24 protein-coding genes are annotated in these 25,174 nt (G+C 67.7%); 17 read left to right on the forward strand and 7 right to left on the reverse strand.

The window, feature by feature from the left end:
- Window positions 1-138: 138 nt before the first annotated feature.
- The 7 genes from ABRZ00_RS06210 (at window position 139) to ABRZ00_RS06240 (ending at window position 8,960) form a co-directional block, all read left to right on the forward strand.
- Window positions 139-1,395: a hypothetical protein gene (locus tag ABRZ00_RS06210; protein WP_368642612.1), complete on the forward strand. Its 1,257-nt coding sequence runs from the start codon at window positions 139-141 to the stop codon at window positions 1,393-1,395.
- Window positions 1,395-2,672 carry an oligosaccharide flippase family protein gene (locus tag ABRZ00_RS06215; protein WP_368642611.1) on the forward strand — a complete coding sequence of 426 codons (1,278 nt, stop codon included), beginning with the start codon at window positions 1,395-1,397 and terminating at the stop codon, window positions 2,670-2,672. Before ABRZ00_RS06210 ends, ABRZ00_RS06215 begins: the two co-directional genes overlap by 1 nt.
- Window positions 2,669-3,766 carry a glycosyltransferase gene (locus ABRZ00_RS06220; RefSeq protein WP_368642610.1) on the forward strand — a complete coding sequence of 366 codons (1,098 nt, stop codon included), beginning with the start codon at window positions 2,669-2,671 and terminating at the stop codon, window positions 3,764-3,766. Before ABRZ00_RS06215 ends, ABRZ00_RS06220 begins: the two co-directional genes overlap by 4 nt.
- Entirely contained in the window at window positions 3,760-4,578 is an 819-nt protein-coding gene (locus tag ABRZ00_RS06225) for a glycosyltransferase family 2 protein (RefSeq protein WP_368642609.1), read from the forward strand. Before ABRZ00_RS06220 ends, ABRZ00_RS06225 begins: the two co-directional genes overlap by 7 nt.
- Entirely contained in the window at window positions 4,575-5,696 is a 1,122-nt protein-coding gene (locus ABRZ00_RS06230) for a glycosyltransferase family 4 protein (RefSeq protein WP_368642608.1), read from the forward strand. Before ABRZ00_RS06225 ends, ABRZ00_RS06230 begins: the two co-directional genes overlap by 4 nt.
- Before the next feature lie 202 nt (window positions 5,697-5,898).
- Complete coding sequence (locus ABRZ00_RS06235; RefSeq protein ID WP_368642607.1) at window positions 5,899-8,493, forward strand: sugar transferase; 2,595 nt, start codon at window positions 5,899-5,901, stop codon at window positions 8,491-8,493.
- 119 nt (window positions 8,494-8,612) lie between these two features.
- Window positions 8,613-8,960, forward strand: coding sequence for a two pore domain potassium channel family protein (locus ABRZ00_RS06240; RefSeq protein ID WP_368642606.1), 348 nt, complete (start codon window positions 8,613-8,615; stop codon window positions 8,958-8,960).
- Between the two features lie 373 nt (window positions 8,961-9,333).
- Here the strand turns inward: ABRZ00_RS06240 and ABRZ00_RS06245 are convergent, their stop codons facing one another.
- The gene (locus tag ABRZ00_RS06245) at window positions 9,334-10,506 is read right to left on the reverse strand and encodes a type II toxin-antitoxin system HipA family toxin (protein ID WP_368647875.1); all 1,173 of its coding nucleotides are present in this window, start codon (window positions 10,504-10,506) and stop codon (window positions 9,334-9,336) included.
- Complete coding sequence (locus ABRZ00_RS06250; RefSeq protein ID WP_368642604.1) at window positions 10,503-10,754, reverse strand: helix-turn-helix domain-containing protein; 252 nt, start codon at window positions 10,752-10,754, stop codon at window positions 10,503-10,505. The genes ABRZ00_RS06245 and ABRZ00_RS06250 overlap by 4 nt, the downstream gene beginning before the upstream one ends.
- Before the next feature lie 182 nt (window positions 10,755-10,936).
- Between ABRZ00_RS06250 and ABRZ00_RS06255 the strand changes: the two genes are divergently transcribed.
- The gene (locus tag ABRZ00_RS06255) at window positions 10,937-11,131 is read left to right on the forward strand and encodes a YqaE/Pmp3 family membrane protein (protein WP_368647876.1); all 195 of its coding nucleotides are present in this window, start codon (window positions 10,937-10,939) and stop codon (window positions 11,129-11,131) included.
- On the forward strand, window positions 11,124-11,663 hold the full coding sequence (locus tag ABRZ00_RS06260) for a cupin domain-containing protein (protein ID WP_368647877.1): 540 nt from the start codon (window positions 11,124-11,126) through the stop codon (window positions 11,661-11,663). Before ABRZ00_RS06255 ends, ABRZ00_RS06260 begins: the two co-directional genes overlap by 8 nt.
- Here the strand turns inward: ABRZ00_RS06260 and ABRZ00_RS06265 are convergent.
- Genes ABRZ00_RS06265 through ABRZ00_RS06285 form a run of 5 tightly spaced genes read right to left on the reverse strand, consistent with a single transcriptional unit; the run spans window position 11,647 to window position 17,301 of the window.
- Entirely contained in the window at window positions 11,647-12,561 is a 915-nt protein-coding gene (locus tag ABRZ00_RS06265) for an NAD(P)-dependent oxidoreductase (RefSeq protein WP_368647878.1), read from the reverse strand. The genes ABRZ00_RS06260 and ABRZ00_RS06265 overlap by 17 nt on opposite strands.
- Complete coding sequence (cobA, locus tag ABRZ00_RS06270; RefSeq protein WP_368647879.1) at window positions 12,558-13,424, reverse strand: uroporphyrinogen-III C-methyltransferase; 867 nt, start codon at window positions 13,422-13,424, stop codon at window positions 12,558-12,560. Before cobA ends, ABRZ00_RS06265 begins: the two co-directional genes overlap by 4 nt.
- The gene (nirD, locus tag ABRZ00_RS06275; RefSeq protein WP_368647880.1) at window positions 13,402-13,872 is read right to left on the reverse strand and encodes a nitrite reductase small subunit NirD; all 471 of its coding nucleotides are present in this window, start codon (window positions 13,870-13,872) and stop codon (window positions 13,402-13,404) included. Before nirD ends, cobA begins: the two co-directional genes overlap by 23 nt.
- 11 nt (window positions 13,873-13,883) lie before the next feature.
- Window positions 13,884-16,433: a nitrite reductase large subunit NirB gene (gene nirB, locus ABRZ00_RS06280; RefSeq protein ID WP_368644610.1), complete on the reverse strand. Its 2,550-nt coding sequence runs from the start codon at window positions 16,431-16,433 to the stop codon at window positions 13,884-13,886.
- Window positions 16,434-16,458: 25 nt separating this feature from the next.
- Window positions 16,459-17,301, reverse strand: coding sequence for a formate/nitrite transporter family protein (locus ABRZ00_RS06285; protein WP_368647881.1), 843 nt, complete (start codon window positions 17,299-17,301; stop codon window positions 16,459-16,461).
- Window positions 17,302-17,624: 323 nt separating this feature from the next.
- Between ABRZ00_RS06285 and ABRZ00_RS06290 the strand changes: the two genes are divergently transcribed.
- The 8 genes from ABRZ00_RS06290 (at window position 17,625) to ABRZ00_RS06325 (ending at window position 25,103) form a co-directional block, all read left to right on the forward strand.
- Window positions 17,625-18,398, forward strand: a complete 774-nt coding sequence (locus tag ABRZ00_RS06290; RefSeq protein WP_343836285.1) for a hypothetical protein — start codon at window positions 17,625-17,627, stop codon at window positions 18,396-18,398.
- Complete coding sequence (locus ABRZ00_RS06295; protein ID WP_368644612.1) at window positions 18,395-18,733, forward strand: hypothetical protein; 339 nt, start codon at window positions 18,395-18,397, stop codon at window positions 18,731-18,733. Before ABRZ00_RS06290 ends, ABRZ00_RS06295 begins: the two co-directional genes overlap by 4 nt.
- Before the next feature lie 149 nt (window positions 18,734-18,882).
- Window positions 18,883-19,440, forward strand: coding sequence for a D-alanyl-D-alanine dipeptidase (gene ddpX, locus ABRZ00_RS06300; RefSeq protein ID WP_368642595.1), 558 nt, complete (start codon window positions 18,883-18,885; stop codon window positions 19,438-19,440).
- A 98-nt stretch (window positions 19,441-19,538) separates the two neighbouring features.
- Window positions 19,539-21,101, forward strand: a complete 1,563-nt coding sequence (locus ABRZ00_RS06305) for an ABC transporter substrate-binding protein (protein WP_368647882.1) — start codon at window positions 19,539-19,541, stop codon at window positions 21,099-21,101.
- A 33-nt stretch (window positions 21,102-21,134) separates the two neighbouring features.
- Entirely contained in the window at window positions 21,135-22,157 is a 1,023-nt protein-coding gene (locus ABRZ00_RS06310) for an ABC transporter permease (protein WP_368647883.1), read from the forward strand.
- The gene (gene ddpC / locus ABRZ00_RS06315) at window positions 22,157-22,990 is read left to right on the forward strand and encodes a D,D-dipeptide ABC transporter permease (protein ID WP_368642592.1); all 834 of its coding nucleotides are present in this window, start codon (window positions 22,157-22,159) and stop codon (window positions 22,988-22,990) included. Before ABRZ00_RS06310 ends, ddpC begins: the two co-directional genes overlap by 1 nt.
- Before the next feature lie 68 nt (window positions 22,991-23,058).
- Complete coding sequence (locus ABRZ00_RS06320; protein WP_368642591.1) at window positions 23,059-24,075, forward strand: ABC transporter ATP-binding protein; 1,017 nt, start codon at window positions 23,059-23,061, stop codon at window positions 24,073-24,075.
- 17 nt (window positions 24,076-24,092) lie between these two features.
- Window positions 24,093-25,103 carry an oligopeptide/dipeptide ABC transporter ATP-binding protein gene (locus tag ABRZ00_RS06325; RefSeq protein WP_368644615.1) on the forward strand — a complete coding sequence of 337 codons (1,011 nt, stop codon included), beginning with the start codon at window positions 24,093-24,095 and terminating at the stop codon, window positions 25,101-25,103.
- The last annotated feature ends 71 nt before the right edge of the window (window positions 25,104-25,174 follow it).

Consider the following 25,174-nt stretch of genomic DNA (forward strand, 5'->3'; position numbering starts at 1 on the left):
GCTTGGCCCCGTACTTTGTCTAATAAAAGTTAACCTTCCGTATGATTCGTCGCTGCTAAGCTGATGCCGGTGCAACGGCATGACGACGGAGGGCTCTTGGAATATGCGGCGGCGGGTGGCAGGCTCCCTGCCTTGTTGTTGACGGCGTCTTTGGTCTTGATGGCCTCGGGCAGCCTGCGGGATATTGTGACCCCCCTGGGATACTGGGGAGCCTGGGGCTCGTGGGCGGTGGCGGCGTTGGCCGTCACGCATCGCGCCCGGGGTGTTCCCGCCGGGGCGATGCCCCCCGCCTGGATCATGGTGTCCTACGCGGTATTGGGACTGGGCATGTTTCTGGCCGCCGCCGTGAATCGGGATGGGGCCTCGGCGTATCAGGCGCTGAAGATCGCCGTGGTTGCCGTCATGTTCGTGGCGATGTGGCGTCTGGCACTGAGGCTCGATTGGCGCCGGCTGGTCGGGGCGATGAATTGGGCCGTCGCGATGGTGCTCGTCGGCCTTGCCGTGTCCAAGATATGGAACCCGACCGGGCTGCCTTTGATTGCAGGCCCTCGCGAGGGCAGCTTCCTGGCAGTATACGGGGTGCTGTGGAAAGCGGGGGCTTTTTTGTTGCCGGTGTTCCTGGCCGATGCGGTTGCGGCGCCTGGGGCCTGGGCCAGGAATGGCCTGATGATCGCCGCCTGTATCTTTCTGGTGCTGATCGACGGCAGCCGCACGGGGTTGTTGCTGCTGGGCGCGACGGCGGCGGGTTTTCTCGCGTTCCTGGCCTGGCGCAGCGGCTGGCGGTTGCCGGGCCGGCGCCTGCGATGGCTCTGGGCGGCGCTGGTGCTGCTGCTGGTCCTGCAACTGCTCAACACGGGCGTGAACATGGGGATGGCCTGGCTGCACGCTGGGGCGGCCGCGCCGGGCATGCCGAGCGGCGCGGCAACGGCGCCGGCGGCGGTCGAGCCGGGCCGGGTCCTGGAAGGGGCCTTGAGCCGCACCTTCGAGACCCGGATCGGCGCCGGGGATCCGGCACGCATCAAGCTGCTGCAAGCCAGCCTGGGCCAGGTCGCGGCGTGCCTGCCGCTGGGTTGCGGGTTCGGGGCGATGGGAACGGACATCGGGACCGGGGCGTGGATGGTGGTCCATAACGCCTATCTGGCCGCGCTGGGGGATTTCGGGATTCTGGGCCTGGCGGGCATGCTGGGCTTTCTGGCGGCTGCGGCGCTGCCGGTCTGGCGGGTGGTGCGGCGGGGCGACCGGTCGGCCCACGGCCTGTTTGTCGTGGCGGCGGGGGGCTCCGCGCTCGCCTACGGCATGGCTCTGATGTTCAATACCTTCACGACCGAGATGTCGGAATGGGGGTTTCTGATTCTGATGCTGGCGTTCGCGTGGGCGCCGGCCAAGAGCGCCTGATGGCGCGGGTTTCCGCCCGGGGTCGAGTCGCCCGCAATGCGGGCGCGCTGTACGCTGTCCAGATCGTCTCTTTTCTGGTCCCGATCTTCGAGATTCCTATCCTGGCGCGCGCGCTCGGGCCGGTAGCCTATGGCCAGATTCTGTTCTGCCAGGCGTTGGCCCTGTCGGCGTCCTTGCTGGTGGAATATGGCTTCAACATCAATGCCGCGCAGCAGGCCGCTTTGGCGCGGGGCCGGCTGGAGACGCTGAACCGCCTGTTTTCCCAGGTGCTGCTGGCCAAGGTGCTGCTGGCGGCGCCGCTCACCGGGTTGGTGCTGGCGGCCTGGGGCCTGGGGCTGCTGGATGCCTATCTGGGCGGGGCGGCGCTGTTGGGATTCGTGCTGGCCTATTTCCTGGCCTTCGGTTTCAGCCCCATGTGGTATTTCCAGGGACGGGAACGGATGACGGGGCCGGCATGCCTGGACGTGGCGCTGCGTCTGGCCGGCCTGGGCGTATTGGCGCTTCTGGTCCGTTCGCCGGACGACTTCCCGCTGGCGCTGCCCATCCTGGCCCTTCCCCCCTTGCTCAATACCGGCCTGACGCTGGGCTGGTGCCGCCGCGAGGTCGGACCGGTCCGCTGGGATTTCGGAGGTGCCCGCCGCCAGATCCTCGCAGGCTTCCATTTTTTTGTCTACCGCAGCGCCAGCAATCTGGCGATGTCGGCCATCCCGGTTTTTCTGGGCCTGAGCGCGGGCAAACGGGCCGTGGGGGAATTTGCGCCGCCTGAGAAATTGATCAAAGGCATGACCAGCCTGGTCCTGCCTTTCTTGTCGGCGGTGTTTCCCGTTTTTTCGCAGCGCCTGGAAACGGGCGGCGGGGCGGCGTCGTTCCGGGCGCCGCTGGCGGTGATTGCGGCGATCGCGGTCCTGGCCTTGGCGGGCACGGGGCTGGCGATCCTGATCGGCCCCTGGGCGCTGGATGTGATGCTGGGCTCGGGCTTTGACGGGTCTCTGCCGATCTATGGCGTGCTGATCGGCCTGGCGCCCTTGCGCATCCTCAATCAGAGCATCGCGATGGTGCTGTTGATCCCCGCCGGCAGGGCCAGGCCAGCCAGCTACGCCATTTCGGCTTTCTCGGTCTTGTCCGTCCTTTGCGGCACGGGCTTGTCTTTCTCGTATGGCGGGCTGGGCATGGCGGCGGGGCTGGTGGGAGCCGAAGCGGCGCTGCTGGCGGTCATGGTCGGCATGGCGGCGGCCCTGGTCCGGCGGGGCGCGGCGCGCGACGGAGAGGCCCGATGAGAATCCTGCTGGTCGTCACGGGTTTGCGGATGGGCGGCGCCGAGCGTCAAGTGGCGGACCTGTCTGAGCGGCTGGCGGCACGAGGGCATGCGGTGGCCATCGCGTATCTGACCGGCGGGGCCGCAGTGCGGCCCGGCGATGCGGTCGAGTTGCACGCGCTGGGGTTCAGCAAGACGCCGTTTGGCGTGCTGCGGGGTTGCCGGCGTCTGGCCCGCCTGATCCGGGCATGGCGGCCGGACGTGGTGCACAGTCATATGGTGCATGCGAACCTGATAGCCCGCGTGATCCGTCTGGTCGCGCCCGTGCGCCGTCTGATCTGCACGGCGCACAGCCCGGCCGAAGGCGGACGGGCCGTGATGTGGGCTTATCGCCTGACGGACCGGCTGGCGGACCTTTCGACCCACGTCAGCCGCGAAGCGGTCGCCGCCTTCGAGCGTGCGGGGGCGGTGCCCAGGGGGCGGATGCGGCCGGTGCTCAATGGCGTTGACGTGAGGATGTTTTCCGCAGCGCCCGGTCTGCGGGCGCAATCCCGTCAGCGAGCCGGCGTGCGGCCCGGCATGCGCCTGTTGCTGTCGGTGGGGCGTTTGGCCGGGGAAAAGAACCATGCGAGTCTGCTGCGCGCCTTTGCGCGGCTGGCGCAGCCGTGCCCGGACGTCGCGCTGTGGATTGCGGGGGACGGCCCTTTGCGGCCGGCGCTGCTGGCGCAACGCGCAGCACTGGGGCTGGATGAGCGGGTGGTGTTTTTGGGAGAGCGGCATGATGTGCCCGATCTGATGCGGGCCGCCGATGTGTTCGTGCTGTCCTCGCGTTTTGAAGGGTTCGGACTGGTGGTGGCCGAGGCAATGGCGTCCGGGACGCTGGTCGTGGCGGCCGATGCGGGCGGTGTGGCCGAGGTGCTGGGCGGCACGGGCATCCTGGTGCCGCCTGAGGATGATGAAGCGCTGGCGCGCGGTTTGGTCGAGGCCTTGGCCATGGATTCCGGGCGGAGGGCCGCAATGACGGCGTCGGCGCGCCGACGGGTCGAGGACGACCTGGACATCGAGCGCGTCGTGGATGTCTGGTTGGAACTTTATCGGGGGGAAACTGCGTGCTGACCATCTTGACGCCGACGTACAACCGCCGGCCCACCTTGCCTCGCCTGTACGAAAGTCTGTGCGCGCAGCGCCGGCTGGATTTTGAATGGCTGGTGGTCGATGACGGCAGCACGGATGACACGGCGGCGTGGTTGCAATCATGCCGGACGCACTCGCCGCCATTCACCGTTCGCACGCTGGTCCAGGCCAATGGCGGCAAGCATGCGGCCCTGAACGCCGGGGTGCGCGAGGCGCGCGGCGACTGGGTCTTCATCGTCGACAGCGACGATCATCTGACGCCCGATGCCGTCGAGTGCGTGCTGGACGCCGTGGCGGGCGTCTCGGATGCGCCGCAGCCGGTGGCTGGCGTGTGCTTTCGCAAGGCGGATCCGGACGGGCGCCTGATCGGCCTGCCCTATGCGCAGGGGACGGCCCCGTTCGTGGGCACGCCTACCCAGGCGGGACGCATGGTGCGAGGCGATCTGGCCTACGTGTTTCGCCGGAACCTCATGGCCGAGCTGCCTTTTCCCATCATCCCGGGCGAAAAATTCGTGCCCGAACTCTACATCTGGAACCGGATCGGCGATCGGGGGCCGATCCGGTTCTATCTGGATCGGGCGATCTATCGCTGCGAGTATCTGGACGATGGCTATACCCGGAACTTCCGCGCGCATCTGCGACGCAACCCTGGCGGATTCCTGCTGTTCTACGCGGCGCAGATCGGCAGGGAGCCGTACTGGATGGACAAGCTCAAGGCGGCTGTCCGCAGCGTCCAGTGCCTGGTGTATTGCGCGGCGAAGGCGATGGCCGAGCGAAAAGGGTCTTCGGCATGACGAGTCTGGCGATCGTTTCCCATCATGCGGTGGATCTGCTGCGATTCCGGGGCAGCCTGATCCGCGATCTGGCCGTGTCCGGCGTGCGGGTGCGCTGCCTGGCGCCGGACTACGATGCGTCGACGCGGGCGGCATTGGCGGCCCTGGGCGCGGAGCCCGTCGACTACCGCTTGCAGCGCACCGGCATGAATCCCGTGCGCGATCTGGCGGCCATCGCGGGGCTGGTCCGCATTCTGCGCCGCCTGGCGCCGGATGTCGTGTTCGCGTTTTCCACCAAGCCGATGGTCTATGGCACCCTGGCGGCTTGGCTGGCCGGGGTTCCCAGGCGCGTGGCCATGGTCGAGGGCGCGGGCTATGTCTTCACGTCTTCGGGCGGACGGCCGGGGTGGCGCCGCCGCGCTTTGCGCTTCGCGGTCGAAGCCTTGTACCGGGTTGCGTTGGGCCGCGCCCATCGGGTGGTGTTCCTGAATCCCGATGACCGGCGGGAATTCATCGAGCGCGGCCTGGCGGCATCGGCAAAATCGGTGCTGCTGGGCGGGATTGGCGTCGATCTGCAGGCCTGGCGCGTGGCGCCGCCGGTCACCGAACCGATGAGCTTCCTGCTGGTGGGCCGTTTGCTGCGCGAAAAGGGCATTGTGGAATATGCGGCGGCGGCCCGACGGGTCAAGGCGCGTCATCCGCAGGTGCGGTTCATCCTGCTGGGCGGCCTGGATAGCAACCCCGGCGGATTGGACCGGCCGCAGGTTCAGGCCTGGGTGGACGAGGGGCTGCTCGAATGGCCGGGACACGTGCCGGTGCAGCCCTGGATGGCGCGTGCGAGTGTGTTCGTCTTGCCTTCGTATCGCGAGGGGGTGCCGCTCAGCACCCAGGAGGCCATGGCGATGGGGCGCCCGGTGATCACCACGGACGTGCCCGGTTGCCGGGAAACGGTGCAAGACGGGCTCAATGGCTATCTGGTGCCGGCGCGCGATGCGGACGCTCTGGCGGACGCCATGCTGCGTTTCGTGGACGAACCGGGACGTGTCGTGTCCATGGGCCACGCCAGCCGTTGTCTGGCCGAGTCATGTTTCGATGTGCGAAAGATCAACCAGAAGTTATCGGACTGGCTGCTGTCGTGAGATGGCGGCGGGCCGTTTCTGGCCGTGTTGCCGGGCGCGTGCGGCGGGCGGCGCGGCTTGTCCGGCATGGATCGACGCGATGTGTCCAATTCTTTATGGATGTTGCGAGGCATTCTGATCATAAATCAATGAACCGCTTACATTTTCCCGGCGGCGATTCTCTAGGATGTGGGTGGATTGCTGTGGGGACTTCATTCTGTCAATGGTTCATCGTGGTTTCTTCATCTCATCGTTACTGACGCTGGGCCTGCTGCTGGCTGCGCTGGGCAGTCTTCGGGATCTCGTGACACCCTTGGGGTACTGGGTGGGATGGCTGGCCTGGGCCGTGGCGACGATGGCGGTGACGTGGCCGGTGCATGCGCCAGGGGCGGCCAGGCCCATGCCGCCCGCATGGGTGTGGGGTTCGTTCGCGGTGCTGGTGCTGGGCATGCTGTTGTCAGCCTGGGGCAACCACAGTGCCGAGACTCTGTACCAGGGCATCAAGATCACCGTCATCGGCTTGTGCTGCTGCATTGCCTGGCGTCTGGCCGCAGGCCTGGGATGGGGCGCGCGGGTTTCCGTTCTGCGAGGAATCGTGGCGGCCGTGGTGCTGGTGTTTCTGGCCTCCAAGGCGGCGCCAAGCGGCTATTACATCGCTCTGGGGGCGGCCGGCCGCGAAGGCAGTTTCCTGGCGTGGCCAGGGGTGATCTGGAAGGCGGGCGCCTTCCTCATGCCGCTGTTCCTGGCGGACATGCTCGTCCGGCCGCGATATTGGATCGCCAATGGTCTCGCGGCCGCAGGCTGCATTTTTCTGGTGCTGATCGACGGCAGCCGCACGGGCGTGCTGGTGCTGGGGCTGATGATTCTGGCGTGTGGCCTGCTGCTGGCCTGGCGCCGGGACTGGGCCGCGCTGTCGGGCGCCCGGCCCGCATTGCTCCTCTGCATCCCGGCACTGTTCGTGTTGCTGCTGCTCAGCACGGGCATCGGATACCTGAGCCATGGGGCGGCCGTGCTGCACCCAGCCGAGCGGAGCCGTGCCGGAGGGGTTTTCGGGGGCCATGCCGAAGCGCTGATGGAAACCGCAGTCGATCCGATCGCCACGAGCCGTCTGGGCAGCGGCGATCCGCAGCGCGTCAGGCTGCTGGAATATGGCATCGACCGTGCGGCGGACTGCCTGCCTCTGGGGTGCGGCTTCGGATCCACCGCCATGGATCCAGGCTACGGCATCCCCATGCAAGTCCATAACGCCTACCTGGGCGTTCTGGCGGATTTCGGCGTGCTGGGGCTTTTGGGCATGCTGGGGTTCATCGTGGCGGCCGTGCAGCCGATCCGGCGGGTTCTGGCGCGTGGCGCGGGCGGCTCCTGGGACGCCTACTTCGTCGCGGCTTCGGCCGGCGCGGCCCTGGCCTATCTGGCCAGCCTGATGCTGCATACGTTTTCTTCGGAAATGTCGGAATGGGCGTACCTGATCGTGATGCTGGCGTTTGCCTGGCTGCCGGCGATGCAGGGGTCCGGCGCAGCGGGATCCGGAGCGACCGGGCAACTGGGCCGCTATGAACGGCGCCATTCCCGCTGGTACGAATACGTCCTGCTGGGCGGGCCGTTCCAGATCGTGGCGGGATTGCTGGCGGTGGCCGTCCTGCCGGCCTTCCTGGGTTGGGGCGGCGCATTCTGGCGGCAGATGGATCCCGCCCGGATCAATACCCTGCTGGCGGTCGGATTGTCGTTTCTGCTGATCACACTGACGTTGCGCCGCCTGGGGCAATTTTCAGGCGGCGTGTTCATTGCGCATATCGCGCCGGTCGTGACGGCCGTGTTCCTGGTGGCGTTCGCCGTGCTGTTCTTCAGCCGCGGCGCGTATTCCAGGCCGGTGCTGTTGATGGCCTATGCGGCGACCCTGGTCTGGTGCTACGGCGCCTGCTTCGTCGGGGGGAAATACCGGCGGCGCAAGCTCGCGGCGGTGCCCTTGGGCGAGACGTGGTCCATCCAGCCCCGGCGCAATATGGAGGTCCGGCGGCTTGCGGCCCCCGACCTGGCCGGAGTCCGGTACGACGCGGTCGTTGCCGATCTGGAGGCCGAAGGGCTGGCCCCCGACTGGGAGCGGTTTCTGGCCCAGTGCATCTTGTCGCACATCCCCGTGTTTCATGTCCGGCAGATGCGGGAAAACCTGACCGGACGAGTCGAAATCGAGCATCTGTCGGAAAACGATGTGGGCGCTCTCCTGCCGTCGCCGCTGTATTCCGTGTGCAAGCGGCTGATCGACATCGCCGGGGTCCTGGTCGTGGTCCCGGTGGCGGTGCCCCTGATGTTGCTGACGGCGCTGGCCGTCCGCCTGGACAGTCCCGGGCCTGCCTTGTTCGTCCAGAGCCGCGTCGGCCTGGGCGGGCGTGATTTCCGGATTTTCAAATTCCGCAGCATGACGGTCGGAGCCGAGTCCAATGGCGCGCGCCTGGCGTGCAAGGATGATGGCCGCATCACGCGCGTGGGCCACTTCATCCGCAATACCCGCTTGGATGAACTGCCGCAGCTATGGAACGTGCTGAAGGGCGACATGAGCCTGATCGGCCCCCGGCCCGAGCAGCGGGAATTCGTGGACCGGTTCGATGCCGAAATTCCGTTCTACATCTATCGTCACGTCGTGCGGCCCGGCATCACCGGCTGGGCTCAGGTGATGCAGGGCTATGCGGGCGATGCCGACGCGACGCGGGTGAAGATCCAGCACGATTTCTATTACATCAAGCACTTCTCGCTGTGGCTGGACATCCTGATCGTGTTCAAGACGGTGCGGATCGTGCTGACGGGGTGGGGGGCGCGGTAGGGGCCTCTTTCGAAAGGGGATTGGGTAGACTATGGGGGAATGAATCAGGCTGTCCTCGGTCTTCGCGAGGCGCTTTGATGCCGGCGTGTCCATGATCAATAAGAAAGGGGGCGCTTTCCATGTACGAATCCCGCAATGAGCCTTTGTTGCATCCGGCGCATTTCCGGCGCCGGATGCTTTCGCATGCCGGTTATGCCCTGCTGCTGGTGGGCGCCACCGTGCTGGTGGGGGCGTTCGGCCACTGGCTGTTTGGCGGCCATAGCTGGCACGATGCCTTGATGAACGCGGCGTTCGTCGTCGGCGGACTGGGCACCTATGCGCTGCCGGAAACGGCCGCCGGCAAGATTTTCTTTGCCGTGTACGGGTTCTTCGTCGGCCTGGTGGTGATGGCGACCCTGGGTGTGGTGTTGGCGCCGATCGCGCATCGCATCATGCACAAGTTTCATCTGGACGAGGCGGATGATTGAGGCCTGCCGCGCAAGCGCGGGGCACGGTCTTTTCAAACGCGCGGCCTGTCTGTGCCTGCTGCTGGCCGGCATGGCATTAAGCCTGTCCGCTGCGGCCGCCAATCAGCCCTGCAGCGGCCGCAAGGGCGGGATTTCGCATTGCCAGGGGGAAACCTTCGTCTGCAATGACGGTTCGGTCAGCGCCAGTAAGCGTTCGTGCAGTGCGTTGCTGGGGGACAGCGGCGGTTTCGCGCCCGCCCCGGCAGGCCGCTCGGCGGCCCCTGCTGCGGGTGCAGCCTGCTCATGCCGCGCGGGCACCTATTGCACGGGCCCCCGGGGCGGGCGCTATTGCTATTCGGACAGCGGCAGGAAGAGCTATTTGAGGAAGTGAGGCTTAGAACGCGCTTTCCAGCACCTGCGCGCTGGCGCGGATGGCGTGGACGATCTTGGGAGCTGTCTCTGCAAGATCCGGGTAGGCGCTGAGGACGGATTCAATCGCTTCCAGAATATGTCTGATGTGCTCAACAGGCTGGTCGATGTCCAACTGCACCGCAAAATCACGCAGACCCACGCGGGCGGAAAAGAAGCTTTTTTGACCAGCCAATTGCAGCGCCAGGGAATCGTTGGGCAAGTAGGCCGTGGTGTTGACGATGTCGTAGGCAGGCGCCAGCCTGGTATCGTGCGCTGTGGGGTCGGAATACAGCAGGCCGAAATTTTTCAGGTGGGCGTCTCCGTTGCCGACGAGGCATGACACGGCGACGGACAGGAACAGTTGCTGCAGCGCTGACTGGATCTGGTCGGGTGCGCAAAACAGCCGGATCGCCCGGGCAATGTGTTCGTAACTGCCTGCATATTTCTGATGGGCTCCCATGCCCATCAGGACGGCCATGTCTTCGAATCCCAGATGAGTCTGGCCGTTGCGATCAAAGCGCCGCATGATGAACAGGCGGTGATTGTTTGACAGGTGGAATTCGGGTGTGTTCAGGCCAGAGGCCCGCGCAATGGACATGCACAGGAATTCATTGATGGCCAGATGGGGCCACTCGTGCCCGCCGGATTTGATGATCAGTTCGCGGGTGATGGATGTCTGGCGGTCTGCTGGTGATTCCGGGACTAAAAGCTTGGGCTGTACCCCTGAAATGCCTGATCGCAAGAGATATTTGTCCCGCAGCTCATCAAACAGGTCTTCCGTCCCGTCCCAGGCGATCAAGTCCGCCAGGCGTTCGCCGGGCAGTTCTGGAACCGGCGGCAGGCCCGGCATATCGATACGCAGTCTGCCGATGGGTTCGTTGCGGCCGGTCATCGCCAGCAGCAGCATCGGGTTTAGCGGACTGGTCTTCGCAAACCGGTTGCGCAGGGCCTCCAGTACGAAGCCCTCGGGCAGGTTCATCTGGAAGATGGGATGCAGGCCGACATGAGGGTAGTCCGTGTAGCGGACGGGCATGGAAAGACAGACGGCCGCGCGTTCTTGCGCGGATGGCGCATACCGGAAGGAGAACTGGCCGGAGCCGAGATCCGTCAGTGTGCCGCTACGCCCCTGCGGGGTGTCTACGGTGGTGGCGTTCATGGGAAGATGTCCTTCAGCTCTTCCAGGGTGGGCATGCGGGCAGGCACGACATGCAGTTCCGACCCCAGGGCGGCAATGGCCCGGGCATAGTAGCCGGCGCCGACGCTGTCTGCGCCTTGTTCGATCTCGATGAGCTTCTGGCGAGTCAGGCCGGCGCGCTGCGCCAACGCGGCCTGGGACAAACCGCGATGCTTGCGCTGTTGGCGGATCTGATCGCCCAGGCGGGACAGAAGTAAAAGAGCATCCATGTCACGATAATATGACATTATCAGTCTAATGTCATTTATTTAAGACATTCTGCGCAGTGCCCTGCGCGTGCCATGGTCAGTCTGTCAGCCTCAAAGCGGGTTGAGAATGCGATAAGCCCGGTTGCCCGGCCTTTGCCGCCCGGTAGAATATCTCTTCCATTTCTCACATCGGAACCCGCGCTATGCGTCTTCTCATTGCTCTGCTGCTGCCCTGGCTGGCGTTCTTCACCATCGGCCGCCCGATTTCGGGGATCATCTGCCTGATCCTGCAGATCACGCTGGTCGGCTGGATCCCGGCGGCGATCTGGGCCGTCTACGCGCTCAGTCAGTACAACACCGACAAAAAGATTGAAAAGGCGCTGGGCGGCCGTGGCTGATGCCCGACCGGCCCGTGGCGCCGGGGCTTCGGGCGGATCCGAAGCCTGGCGGTCGCTGGTGACGGCACTGGGCCTGCAGCCTCATCCCGAAGGCGGCTACTACCGCGAGGTCTTCCGCTCTGGCCTGCAGGTGCCGTTCCTGGGGGCGCCGCGCAGCGCCGGGACGTCCATCTACTACCTGCTGGCGCAGGGCGCCTGTTCGGCCTGGCATCGGATCGACGCGGACGAGACCTGGTATTTCCATGCGGGCGGGCCCTTGGCGCTGCACGTGCTCTCGCCCGAAGGCGGGCTGGTCACGCATCGCTTGGGGGATCCCATGCGCCACGACGGGGCGGTGTTCCAGGCGGTGGTGTCCGCCGGTTGCTGGTTTGCCGCGGAATTGATCCGCCCCGATGATTTCGTGCTGGTCGGCTGCGCGGTGGCGCCGGGGTTCGAGTTTTCGGGCTTCCAATTGGCCGCCGAGGCGGACCTGGCCGATGCCGTCGGCCGGCATGGCGATTGGGTCCGGCGCTTGCTCAAGCCGGCTGGCTGATCAGCGCTACCTTGTTTCCACGTCCTGCGCATAGCGCCAGGACTTTGTCCTGCAGCGTCCCTGGGTCTTCCCGTGCGCCCCCCTCCAGCAGTCGCCGGTCGGCATCGCGCCGGGCCAGGGACAGCACGGCTTCGCCCACCCCGGCGTCGTGCACCAGCACGTCGGCCTCGTTCAGGAGGCGCAACTGGTGCAGGGTAAGCTGGCCGGGGTCGGCGGGGCAGGGGTCGATCCAGTCCAGGCGGTGTGCCGGCGGGGATTCTTCGCCGGCGCCGTCCAGCCAGGCGCGCAGCGTGCGTGCGGCTGCGGCGGGTTCGCCTGCGCGCAATTGCGCCAGGACGGGCCCGTCGTGCAGCCAGTCGTAGAAGCGGCGCCGCGCGCCGTGATCGGAGCAGGCGGTGCGGATGGCGGCGCGGTGATCGCCGGCCAGCCGGGCCAGGTCGCCCAGCGCGGGGTCGAACAGGGCTTCCATGCGTTCGCGCAAACGCCGCGCCAGCACGGGGGCGGCGCCGCCCGAGGAAATGGCGATGGTCAGCGGGGCGCGGTCGACGATGGCCGGCACCTGGAAGGACGACAGCTCGGGGTCGTCGACGACGTTGGCCAGGATGCGGCGCGCGTCGGCCGCAGCCTTGACGCGGGCGTTGAGCGCCCGGTCATCGGTGGCCGCAATGACCAGCCAGGCGGATTCCAGCCAGCCCTCGTGGTACGGCCCCGCCAGGTGTGCGAGGCGGCCTTCGGCGGCCCAGGCCCGCAGCGCGCGGGTCAGGCGCGGTGCGCCGACGCGCACGGCGGCGCCGCAGTTCAGCAAGGCGCGGGTCTTGCGCTCGGCGACGGCGCCGCCGCCCACGATCAGCACCGGGCGACCGTCCAGGTCGGCGAACAGCGGGTACAGGGCCGTCATGCGGGGCAGGCCAGGGGCGTTTCCACCCAGGGCGCGAGCGCCGGATCGGCCAGGGCGACGACCTCGCCGATGACGATCAGGCAGGGCGAGGCCAGGCCGCCGTCGCGCGCAGCCCGGGCCAGGCCGGCCAGGGTGCAGCGCACGGCTTTCTGGCGCGGGGTGGCGCCCTGCGAGATCAGCGCGGCAGGCGTCGTGCCGGGCAGACCGTGCAGCATCAGCTCGGTGCCGACGTGGCCGGCCTGGGACAGGCCCATGTAGAACACCAGGGTGCGCTGGCGGTCCGCCGCCAGCGAGGTCCAGTCCAGGCCGGTCGCGCCGTCCTGCCGGTGGGCGGTCATCAGGCAGACGCCGGCAGCCAGGTCGCGGTGCGTGAGCGGGATGCCGGTGGCCGCCGCGCAACCCGAGGCGGCGGTGACGCCGGGCACGATCGTCACGGGGATGCCTTGGGCGCGCAGCGATTCCATTTCCTCGCCGCCGCGCCCGAAGATGAAGGGATCGCCGCCTTTCAGGCGCACGACGGTGAGGCCGGCGCGGGCATGCGCGGCCAGCAGGAGGTGGATGTCTGCCTGGGGCACGCTGTGCCGGCCGGCCCGCTTGCCCACGGAGATTCGCAGGGCGTCGGAGCGGCAGTGGTCCAGCAGCTCGGGCGCGGCCAGGCTGTCGTGGAACACCACGTCGGCGGCCTGCAGGGCGCGCAGGCCGCGCACGGTGATCAGGTCGGGACCGCCGGGGCCGGCGCCCACCAGCCAGACGTGTCCGGTCCGCTCGGCGGCGGGGTGTGCGGCCGGGGCGGCCGCGTTCGTGGGAAAGACTGGCGGGACAGCCGGGCCGGGAAGGGGTTCAGGCAGTGGCGGCGGGCGCATGGTCGGCCTCCTGGGGGCAAGGGGTTTCGGGGCGGCCGATGCTCAGGACGCCGTCGGCGTCCACGCGCAGCGGCCAGCGGCGCACGCGCACGGTGGCGTCTTCCAGGCATGCTCCGGTGTCCAGGCGGAAATGCTGCTTGTACATGGGCGAGGCGACGACCGGATGGCCCTGGAGTTCGCCGACGATGCCGCGCGCCAGGATGGCCGCGCCGCTGAAGGGGTCGACGTGGTCGAGGGCGAACGGGCCCGCCTCCGTCAGGAACAGGGCGACCTGTTCGCCGTGGGCGCGGGCGGCGATGCCGGCATCCGGGATCAGGTCGTCCAGGCGGCAGACGGGCTGCCAGGCCGGGGCCGCGGTAGCGCCGGCGGTCGCGTCGGGGCGCGGCGCATCGTCTGCGGCGTGAAGGGCGGCGGCGTGCCTGGCGCGGCGTTGGGTCGATGGCTTCATGGCGTCCTCCTTCATTCGGCCGGCACGGCCAGCGCCGCTCGTTCGCGCACGGTGGCGGGGCGCGGCTGGCCGCGTTCGCGCACGTGGATGATGTGCTCGTCGGGCGCGTCGCTGTTGATCAGCGGCCGGAAGCGGCGCAGGGCCTGCGTGTCTTTCAGCGTGGCGGCCCATTCGCATTCGTAGGCGTCCACCAGGGCCTGCATCTGCGCCTCCAGCTCCGCACCCAGGCCCAGGCTGTCCTTCACGACCACGTCCTTCAGGTAGTCCAGGCCGCCTTCCAGGCTTTCGCGCCAGGCGGCGGTGCGCTGCAGTTTGTCCGCCGTGCGGATGTAGAGCATGAGGAAGCGGTCGATGGTGCGGATCAGGGTGTCGCCGTCCAGGTCCGAGGCCAGCAGTTCCGCGTGGCGCGGGCGCATGCCGCCATTGCCGCACACATACAGGTTCCAGCCTTTCTCGGTGGCGATCACGCCCACGTCCTTGCTTTGGGCCTCGGCGCATTCGCGCGTGCAGCCCGAGGCGGCCATCTTGATCTTGTGCGGCGCGCGCAGGCCCCGGTAGCGTTGTTCCAGGCGGATGGCCATGCCCACCGAATCCTGCACGCCGAAGCGGCACCAGGTGCTGCCCACGCAGGACTTGGCCGTGCGCAAGGCCTTGCCGTAAGCGTGGCCGGATTCGAAGCCGGCATCGACCAATTCGCGCCAGATGGCCGGAAGCTGTTCCAGCCGCGCGCCGAACAGGTCGATGCGCTGGCCGCCGGTGATCTTGGTGTAGAGGTCGTACTTGCGGGCGACCTCGCCGATGACGATGAGTTTGTCGGGGGTGATTTCACCGCCCGGGATGCGCGGCACCACGGAGTAGGTGCCGTCCTTCTGCAGGTTGCCGAGATAGGCGTCGTTGCTGTCCTGCAGGGGCGCGTGCTGGGGCGCCAGGACGTATTCGTTCCAGCACGAGGCGAAGATCGACGCGGCCACGGGTTTGCAGAGATCGCAGCCCTTGCCCCGGCCGTGGCGGGCGATCAAGGTCTTGAAGTCGCGGATGCCGTTGACGCGGATCAGGTGGTAGAGCTCTTGGCGGCTGTGGGGGAAATGCTCGCACAGGCTGCGGTCCACGGCGATGCCCCGGCGCTGCAGTTCGCTTTCCAGCACCTGCTTGACCAGGGGCACACAGCCGCCGCAGGTGGTGCCGGCGCGGGTGCGGGTCTTCAGGTCGCCCAGGGTCGTGCAGCCCTCGGCGATGGCGCCGCACAGGGCGCCCTTGCTGACCTGGTTGCAGGAACAGATCTGCGCCGTGTCGGGCAGCGCGTCCACGCCCAGGGCCGGGGCGGCATCGGCCTGCGGCGCGATCAGCGCGGCGGGCTGTGCGGGCAGGGCCAGGCCGTTGCTGAAATACTGATCCAGCAGGCCGAAGGCGCTGATGTCGCCTACCAGGACGGCGCCTTGCAGGCGCTTGCCTTCCGGGTCCATGACCAGCTTGCGGTAGGTGCCGGCCAGCGTGTCTTCGAACACGCAGCTGACGCTGCCGGGCGTGCGCCCCTGGGCGTCGCCGATGGAGCCGACGTCCACACCCAGCAGTTTGAGTTTGGTGCCGGGCAGGCTGCCCTGGAAGACGGGCGTATCCCGGCCCAGCAGGTGGGCGGCGCAGACCCGCGCCATCTCGTAGCCGGGCGCCACCAGGCCGAAGGTGCCGCCCTGCCAGCTGGCGACTTCGCCGATGGCGTAGACGTCGGGGTCCGAACTGCGGCAGTGCGCGTCGATCACGACGCCGCCGCGTTCGCCGATCACCAGGCCGCAGTTGTGCGCGAGGCGGTCGCAGGGCCGGATGCCGGCGGAAAAGACCACCATGTCGGCTTCCAGGAATTCGCCGTCCGAGAAGCGCAGGCGGTGGCGCGCGCGCAGCCCCTCGACGATGGCCGAGGTCATCTTGCCGGTGTGGACGTGGATGCCCAGGGCCTCGATCTTGGTGCGCAGCAGGCGTCCGCCGGGTTCGTCCAGTTGCGCCGCCATCAGGTGGGAAGAGAACTCGACGACGTGGGTGTCCAGGTCCAGGCCGCGCAGGGCGCGGGCGGCCTCCAGCCCCAGCAGGCCACCGCCGATGACCACGCCGCGCCGGCTCCCGCCGGCGCAGGCGCGGATGGCCTCGACGTCCTCCAGCGTGCGGTAGGGCAGGCAGCCGGGGCGGTCGGCCCCTTCGATGGGGGGGATGAAGGGATTGGATCCCGTGGCGATGACCAGCTTGTCGTAGGGATGGAACTGCTCATCCGAGAGGTGGACGCGGCGCCGCTTGCGGTCGATCCAGGCGGCGCGCACGCCGCGCAGCACAGTGATGCCGTGTTCGCGGAAGAAGGCCTCGTCGGCCAGCGTCAGGTCTTGCGCGTCCGCGCCGTCGAAGCATTGGCTGAGTTTCACCCGGTCGTAGGCCAGTCGGGGCTCGCCGCAAAACACAGTGATGGCGTAGCCGTGCGCTTCGCGCGATAGCTCTTCCAGCAGGCGGTGGCCGACCATGCCGTGGCCGATGACGATCAGGCGCGGCGCGGCGGAGGCGGGGAGGTCGTGTGGATTCATGCTGCGCTCCAGGAAATCGGCGGATTCAGGGACGCGGGGCGGGCGTGTCCAGGGAGGGGCGGGCGGCGGGTTCGCGGCCTGCCGAAGAGAGGGCGGCTTGCCCGGCGCGGGCCGGCGAGGCGGCGCGGTAGGCGCCGGCGACGAAGACGGCGCCGCCCACGATATTGCCCAGCGTCACCCAGCTCAGGTTCCAGGCCATGCCGGCCAGGCTGACGGTGTCGGGGTGGTTGCCGGCCAGGGCCAGCAGCAGCAGGGTCATGTTGGCCACGCTGTGTTCGTAGCCGCTGGCGATGAAGGCCATCAGGCACCAGAAGATGACGATGCAGCGCGCGCTGTCGGAAGACAAGCGGGCGGACATCCAGACCGCTAGGCAGACCAGCCAGTTGCACAGCACGGCGCGGGCAAACAGGCTGGCGGCGGAGCCGTTCATCTTGTGGGCGGCGGTGCTCATGAGCAGGCCCTGGGGGTCGCTCAGCAGGCCGCCGCCGCCGCCCATGACGAACAGCCCCGTCAGCACGGCGGCGCCGCACAGATTGCCCACCCAGCTCACGCCCAGGACAGACCAGGCCTCGGCCCAACTGCCCTGGCCCCGGTAGCGGCGCAGCGCCATGACCATGGTGTGGCCGGTGAACAGTTCCGCGCCGGCGATGACGACCAGGATCAGCGCGATGCCGAACGTGGCGCCCATGACGAGCGGGCGGGTGTCCGGCGGCACGTGGCTGCCGAGGCTGAGGATCAGCAGGATGCCCAGGCCGATGTAGGCGCCGGCCAGCATGCAGCCTACGAAGAATCCGTGCGGCGCGAGGCGCAGCATCTCGAGTTTGGCGTTGGCGGCTTTCACGAAGCCGTCGATGGTGTCGTTGTACATGATGCGCTCCCTGTCGATGAAAGATGGTTATTCAGGGTTAAGCAATTCATGTGCCAATTTTTCCGGCCGTGCCGGGGCGGTCGGGTGCAAAGCGCGCTGCGCCTGGGCGGCGGAGCCCGGCGCCGGCATCCGGGAGACGGGAAACGGCCCCGGTGCGGGCCGACCGCACAGGTCGCGGGTGGGGCGCGCCTGCATCAATGCGGTGCCGGAGTGCACCATGGGCGGCCGATGGAGAGCGCTTAACAGTGAAAATGCTGGGGATCGCGCCAATCATGTCGCACCGTTTGACTGACGCCGGACCTGCTTGAGCCTAGAATGTGGATATGGAACCGCTCAATGTCCTTCGCTTTGCCGTGAGCGACCGCATCAATGATGTCGAGGTCGGGCTCAAGCACGTGCCTTTGAGCTTGCTCGGAGAGTTCCAGAAGGACGTGACCGAGTTTTTGCGTGGATCCTCCAGGGATGTCGATCCGGCAGAGGTGCTGGTATCGGTGGAAGATGGCTCTCTGGCCTTGGTGGCGACCGGGCTTATAGCGGCCACGGCATTGTGGGCGGATCTCGCTCAACTTGAAAACCCGGATGCGCTGGGCCGGATCGACCCAAAACGGGCGGCCGTGATAGAGCGCTGGCAGGCATCCTCACAACAGAACCCCCACCGTGTGTATCGGGTCGCGGACGTCGACGAACGTCGACACTGGCATATCAGCCATGAGACGGATTTTCGCAGGGCCGAGGATCCATGGGTGGCAATCGAGAAATATGTCTATGGCCGCATTGTGGATTGGGGGGGCAAGATCAAGGCTAACATCCACTTGGAAATGGATGATGGCATGGTGTTGAAAATATCGGCCGAGCAGGGTCTGTTGGCCCGAGAAGAACAGAATCGTCTGTATCGTCATGCCTTGCTGCATATTGCAGCCGAGGAAAATCTGCTGACCGGCGCGATCCGGGATCCGAAGCTGCTCTCGTTCGAATCGCACCAGCCTGTTTACGACGATGCGGAGTTTGAGGCCATGGTGCGGCGGGGGACTACCGCATGGTCGGGTGTTTCTGATGTGACGGCCTGGCTGGACGACCTGAGAAATGGTGGGGCATGACAGCGTCGGTCCTTCTCGACACCAGTTTCCGGCCCATTCCATTCAGCGTGCCCCATGGCCAGGTGGCGGGCGCCTTGTGGGGCGATCTTAACCCGCATAAGTCTGGTGTGTCGCGCCGGGTGGCGCGCGACGATGTCAAGTTGATCGCCCAGGCTTGTCACGAAAAAATCCCCTATATCCTGACGGAAGACAGATCTACGCTGCTCAAATACTGTGATCGTCTGAAGGTTTTGGAACGGTGTCGGATTCATGCCATTGCGTTGGCGGATGGGTTTTTTGATGCCTGCGCCTTCAACGAAGGCGGTCAGCAAGGCTTGGATTTGGCAGTGGATTGAATCTCGTTGTGGTTGAACAGGTCTTCCTCAAAAGGATGAGGGTAGGCAGTGGAAACCGCCCGGAATATCGGTAGAATGTCTGTCCCACATCCCATGAGCCTGGGCCGATGCGGCGCCGCCTGCGCCGGCCGGGGCAGGCAGGGGCACGCATGCCGGATCTGATAGCGCTCACTGAAACCGACGGCCTGCGCATCGCGCTGGCCTACGCCACACCCGACAACCTGGCCGGGCGCCCGGTGTATGCCCCCGGCGCCCGCTGCGCGCTGCGCCCGGCGGCGGCGGATTGCCTGCTTCGGGCGGCCCGCGCCGCCCGCCGCGCGGGCCTGGGCCTGGTCGTCTACGACGCCTACCGCCCGGCGGCGGCCCAGGCGGTGTTCTGGCGGATGCTGCCCGATCCTCGCTACATCGCCGATGCCTCGCTTGGGTCGAACCACACGCGCGGCGTGGCGGTGGATGTTGGCCTGATCGATGCGGGCGGCGCGCCGCTGGACATGGGCACGGGTTTCGACGACATGCGCGACCAGTCGCACCATGACCGCGACGACCTGCCGCCCGACGCGCAGCGCAACCGCCACATGCTGCTGGGCATCATGCTGCAGGCCGGGTTCTGCTCGATCCCGACGGAATGGTGGCATTACGAATTGCCCGGCGCGCAGGAATATGCGTTACTGCCGGAGAACGAGATGGTCGAAGTCGTCGCGGGCTGATCGGAAAGCCGGCCCCGCGCGGACCAGACCTGCAGGCGGGCGCGGCCCCGTGGGGGCCGGGCGTCCCGCCGATGATTCTTTCATTGGACGGAGGCGATATGCAATCCACGATTCGGGCAGGAATCCGCCGCGCCCTGATGGCGGCGGCGTTGGGCGCGGGGGCCTGGGCCCTGGCGGGCGGGGCGTTGGCGGCGACGCCGGCCGACACGCTGGTGATCGGCAAGCCGGCCGATCCCCAGACCCTGGATCCGGCTGTCACGATCGACAACAACGACTGGACTGTCACCTACCCCGCGTATCAGCGCCTGATGCGCTACAAGCAGGTCGACGGCCAGGGTTCGACCGAGGTCGAGGGCGATCTGGCGGCCAGTTGGTCGGCGTCGCCGGACAGCCTGGTCTGGACGTTCAAGCTGCACGATGGCCAGCGGTTCGCGGACGGCTCGCCCGTGGATGCCGGGGCGGTGAAGCAATCCTTCGAGCGGTTGCTGGCCAAGAAGCAGGGGCCGTCCGAGGCGTTCCCCGCCGACATGAAGATCGAGGCGGTGGACGACCAGACTGTACGCTTCACCCTGCGGAAGCCTTTTGCGCCTTTCCTCTATACGCTGGCCAACAACGGCGCGTCCATCGTCAATCCCAAGGCGATGCAGCGCGACGACGCCGATGCCTGGCTGTCGGGCCATACGGCCGGTTCGGGGCCTTATCAACTGGTGTCCTGGCAGAAGGGGCAGTCGCTCGTGCTCGAACGCAATCCGCACTACGCGGGCTCGAAAAAGCCCACGCTGGACAAGTTCGTGGTCAAGATCGTGCCGGAGTCGTCCGCGCGCCGCTTGCAATTGCAAAAGGGCGATCTGGACGTGGCCGAGGAACTGCCGGTGGACCAGCTCCAGGCCTTGAAAAAGGACGACGCCGTGCGCGTGGCGGAATTCCCGTCGCTGCGGGTGACCTATCTGTACCTGAACAACGCCCAGGGGCCGTTGCAGAATGCCGATCTGCGCCGCGCCGTGGTGGCCGCGCTGGATTACCAAGGCATCGTGGATGGCATCATGATGGGGCAGGCCAAGCAGATGCGCGGCCCGATTCCCGAGGGCATGTGGGGGCATGACGCCGCGCTGCCTCAACCCAGGCAGGACATGGCGGCGGCCAAGGCGCTGGTCGAAAAGGCCGGCGGGGTGAAGTCGCCGCTGTTGCTGCGCTATTCCACCCAGGATCCCGCCTGGGAGCCCATCGCCCTGACGGTGCAGGCCAACCTGTCCGCCGTCGGGATTCCGGTCAAGCTCGAAAAACTGGCCAACGCCACCCTGCGTGAAAACCTTGGCCAGGGCAATTTCGACATCTCCATCGGCAACTGGAGCCCGGATTTCGCCGACCCCTATATGTTCACCAGCTATTGGTTCGATTCGGACAAGAAGGGTCTGGCGGGCAACCGCTCTTTCTATGCCAACGGCCAGGTGGACCAGTGGCTGCGCGAAGCCGCGACGCTCAGCGACCAGGATCAGCGCGTGGCGCTCTACAAGCAAGTCCAGGAGCAGGTCGTGAAGGATGCGGCCTACGCCTACCTCTATCAGAAGAACTACCAGGCCGGGCTGGGGGCGGGCGTCAAGGGCTTCGTCTTCAACCCCATGCTGGAACGCGTCTTCAACGTCGCCGACATGACGAAATAAGATGAGCGTGCCGGGCCGTCCCCAGGGGGCGACATGAACGTGTCCTGGCTGTCCGTGGTGCGCCGGCGGCTGGCCAGCCTGGTCTGGGTGGTGATCGGGGTGTCCCTGATCACCTTCACCATTTCGCACCTGGTGCCCGGCGACCCGGCCCGGCTGGTGGCGGGCGACCGCGCCACGCCGGAAATCGTCGCCCATATCCGCGCGCAGTTGGGCCTGGACCTGCCTCTGCCGCAGCAGTACCTGCGCTACATGGGGCAGTTGCTGCAGGGCGATCTCGGCACCTCGATCCGCACGCACCGGCCGGTGCTGCAGGATATCGCCGCATTCTTTCCCGCCACCCTGGAGCTGGCGCTGGTGGCATTGATGCTGGCGACGCTGCTGGGCATCCCGCTGGGCGTGCTGTCGGCGGTGTACCGCAACCGCTTCATCGATCATGTGGCCCGCACGCTGGCGGTCACGGGGATTTCCACCCCGGCCTTCTGGCTGGGACTGGGCCTGATCGTGGTGTTCTACGGCGAGCTGGGCTGGCTGCCGGGGGGCGGGCGCATCGACCAGGGCCTGGCGCCTCCGCCCGGCCTCACCGGCCTGTACCTGATCGACGCGGCGGTGGTGGGCGACTGGGCCGTCTGGCGCAGCGCGCTGGAGCACATGATCCTGCCCGCGCTGACGTTGGGCTTCGTGCACCTGGGGGTGGTGGCCAGGCAGGTGCGCTCGTCCATGCTGGAACAATTGGGCGAGGACTACGTCCGCACCGCCCGCGCCTATGGCCTGAGTCCTTGGGTCGTGGTGGTGCGGCACGCCTTGCCCAATGCCTTGATTCCGTCGGTGACCGTGCTGGGCCTGGCGCTGGGCGACCTGCTGTACGGGGCGGTGCTGACGGAAACCGTGTTCGGCTGGCCGGGCATGGGCGCCTATGTGGTGGATTCGATCCAGGCCCTGGATTTCCCGGCCGTGATGGGTTTTGCCGTGGTGGTGTCCTTCGCCTATGTGATCCTGAACCTGCTGGTGGACCTGCTGTACCGGCGGCTCGACCCGCGCATCCGGGGGGTCGGCTGATGCGCTATCTGCTGTATCAGTTGCGCCGCAATCCGTTGATGCTGCTGGGGCTTGCCATCCTGGCGGCGGTGGGGCTGGCCGTCATTCTGGCGGATTGGGTGGCGCCCTACGATCCCGAACGCATCGATCTGGTGCACCGGCTGGCGGCGCCGTCGGCGGCGCACTGGTTCGGCACCGACGAGGTCGGGCGGGACATCTTCAGCCGCGTCCTCCATGGCGGGCGCCAATCCATCGGGGTGGGGCTGTTCGTCGCCGGCTGCGCCAGCCTGGTCGGGGCGGTCATCGGTTGTTTTTCCGGGATCGTGGGCGGCCGCTTCGACAGTCTGATCATGCGGGCCATGGACGTGGTGCTGTCGGTGCCATCGCTGGTGCTGATCATGGCGCTGGCGGCGGCGCTGGGGCCCAGCCTGTTCAATGCGATGCTGGCGATCACGCTGGTGCGCATCCCGTTCTATGTGCGGCTGGCGCGCGGCCAGACGCTGGGCATCCGCGAGATGCCTTACGTCCAGGCGGCCTGGACGTTCGGCGCGACGCGGCGCCACGTGGTGCGCTGGCACGTCGCGCGCAACGCGGCCTCGCCCATCGTGGTGCAGGCCACGCTGGACATCGGCGGCGCGATCCTGATGGCGGCCGCCCTCGGCTTCATCGGCCTGGGCGCTCAGCAGCCCACGGCCGAATGGGGCGCCATGGTGGCCACGGGCCGCAACTTCCTGCTGGACCAATGGTGGTACACCGTGACGCCGGGCTGCGCGATCCTGGTGACGGCGCTGGCCTGCAACCTGGTGGGCGACGGCGTGCGCGACCTGCTCGATCCGAAGTCGAGGGCGGCATGAGCGCGCCGGGCCGTCCCAAGCGCTCATTCCCCCCTGGGGGGGACGGCGCGCAGCGCCAAGGGGGCGGCATGAGCGCGCCGGGCCCGGTTTTGGAGATCCGCGACCTGTCGCTGGAGTTCCCCGTATTCGGCGGGGCGGTCCGGGCGCTGGCGGGCATCAGCCTGCACGTCATGCCGGGCGAGATCGTCGGCGTGGTGGGCGAATCGGGTTCGGGCAAGTCGGTGACGGCCATGGCGGCGTTGCGCCTGCTGCCGCCGGGCGGCCACCGGATCACGGCCGGCAGCCTGAGCTTGTGCGGCGAGGACGTGCTGGCGGCGCCCGAGGCGCGCATGCGGCAATGGCGCGGCCATCGCGCGGCGATGATCTTCCAGGAGCCGATGACCGCCCTGAACCCGACCCGGCGCATCGGCGATCAATTGACGGGCGTGCTGCGCGCGCATCACCGGTTGGGCCGGCGCGAGGCCTTGGCGCGGGCCGGGGCGCTGCTGCGCGACATGATGATCCCCGATCCTGTCCGGACGCTGCGGGCCTACCCTTTCGAACTATCGGGCGGCATGCGCCAGCGGGTCATGGCCGCGATGGCGTTCTCCTGCGATCCGGCGCTGCTGATCGCCGACGAGCCGACCACGGCGCTGGACGTGACGGTGCAGCGCCAGGTGCTGCAGTTGCTGCGCCACCGGGCGCGCGAGCGCGGCGCCGCGATCCTGTTTATCACGCACGATATGGCGGTGGTGTCGCAGTTCTGCGACCGGGTCTACGTCATGTACGCGGGCACTGTAGTCGAGCAGGGGCCGACCGGCCAGGTGCTGGGCGCGCCTCGCCATCCCTATACGCGCGGTCTGCTGGACGGCCTGCCGGAGCGCGCCGTGCCGGGCGCCGACCTGGCCGCGATCCCGGGGCGGGTGCCGGACATGCGCCATCCGCCCCGGGGTTGCGTGTTCTTCGACCGCTGCGCATTTGCCGACGAGGCCTGCCGCCGGCCGCCCGGATTGCGCCCCGTGGCCGATGCCGGGCAGGGCGCGGCGGTGGCCTGCTGGCATCCGCTGGTGCCGGAAGCCGTCGCGCACGGCCAAGGAGACGCATGATGCCGCCGACCGTCCCTATGACCCCCCTTGATCCTGTCCCGGGTCTGGCGGGGGGCGGCGCGGGCGCGGGGACCGCCGTGCTGGAGCTTCGGGACGTCCGGGTGTGGTTTCCGCTGTCCCGCGATTGGCGGGGCCGGGCCGTGCGCCACGCCCATGCCCTGAACGGCGTCACCATGCAGGTGCGGCGCGGCGAAGCCTTCGGCATTGTCGGTGAATCCGGGTGCGGCAAGAGCACCCTGGCGGCGGTGCTCATGGGCCTGGTGCGGCCCACCGAAGGCGAGCTGCGCAGGCTGCCGCGCGCCGATGGCCGTCCGTCCGACGTTCAGATCGTCTTCCAGGATCCGCTGTCTTCGCTGGACCCGCGCCTGCCCGCCTGGCGGGTGATCATCGAGCCGCTGGTGGCCGCGGGCGGCCAGGCGTCCGGCAAGGCGGGCTTGCGCAAGCGGGCCGATGCGCTGGCCTTGCAGGTGGGCCTGCGGCCCGAGCATCTCGACCGGTATGTCCACGAATTTTCGGGGGGACAGCGCCAGCGGATCGCCATCGCCCGGGCGCTGGCGCCGTCGCCGGATGTGATCGTGCTGGACGAGCCGACCTCCGCGCTGGATATTTCCGTTCAGGCGCAGATCCTGAACCTGCTGCGGGAATTGCGCCGCGCGCACGGCCTGACCTATGTGCTGATCTCGCATAATGTGTCGGTCGTGCGCCACCTGTGCGACCGGGTGGCGGTGATGTACCTGGGCCAGGTGGTCGAGCAGGGCCCGGCCGCCCGGGTGCTGCAGGCCCCGCGTCATCCCTATACGCGCGAGCTGCTCGATGCCGTGCCCCGGCTGGACCGGCCCTGGCCCGAGGCCCCGCTGGCCGAGCCCGCCGAATTGCCGGGCAACGTCGTGCTGCCGCAAGGCTGTTTCTTTCGCAGCCGCTGCCCCTGGGCGACGGCGGGCTGCGAGCGGCCCCAGGCGCTGCTGGCCCGTCCCGATGCCCCCCTGCACGCCTACCGCTGCCATGTGATGGCGCGCGCAAGCCACTGACGTAGTTTTGCGACTGTTCGCCCCGCTGCGGTTTTCCTATCCTGTGCCTACGCGATGAACAGGAGAAGCGA

The organism is Castellaniella ginsengisoli, from assembly GCF_040955415.1.
In the GTDB taxonomy this organism is placed as follows: Bacteria; Pseudomonadota; Gammaproteobacteria; order Burkholderiales; family Burkholderiaceae_B; genus Castellaniella; species Castellaniella ginsengisoli.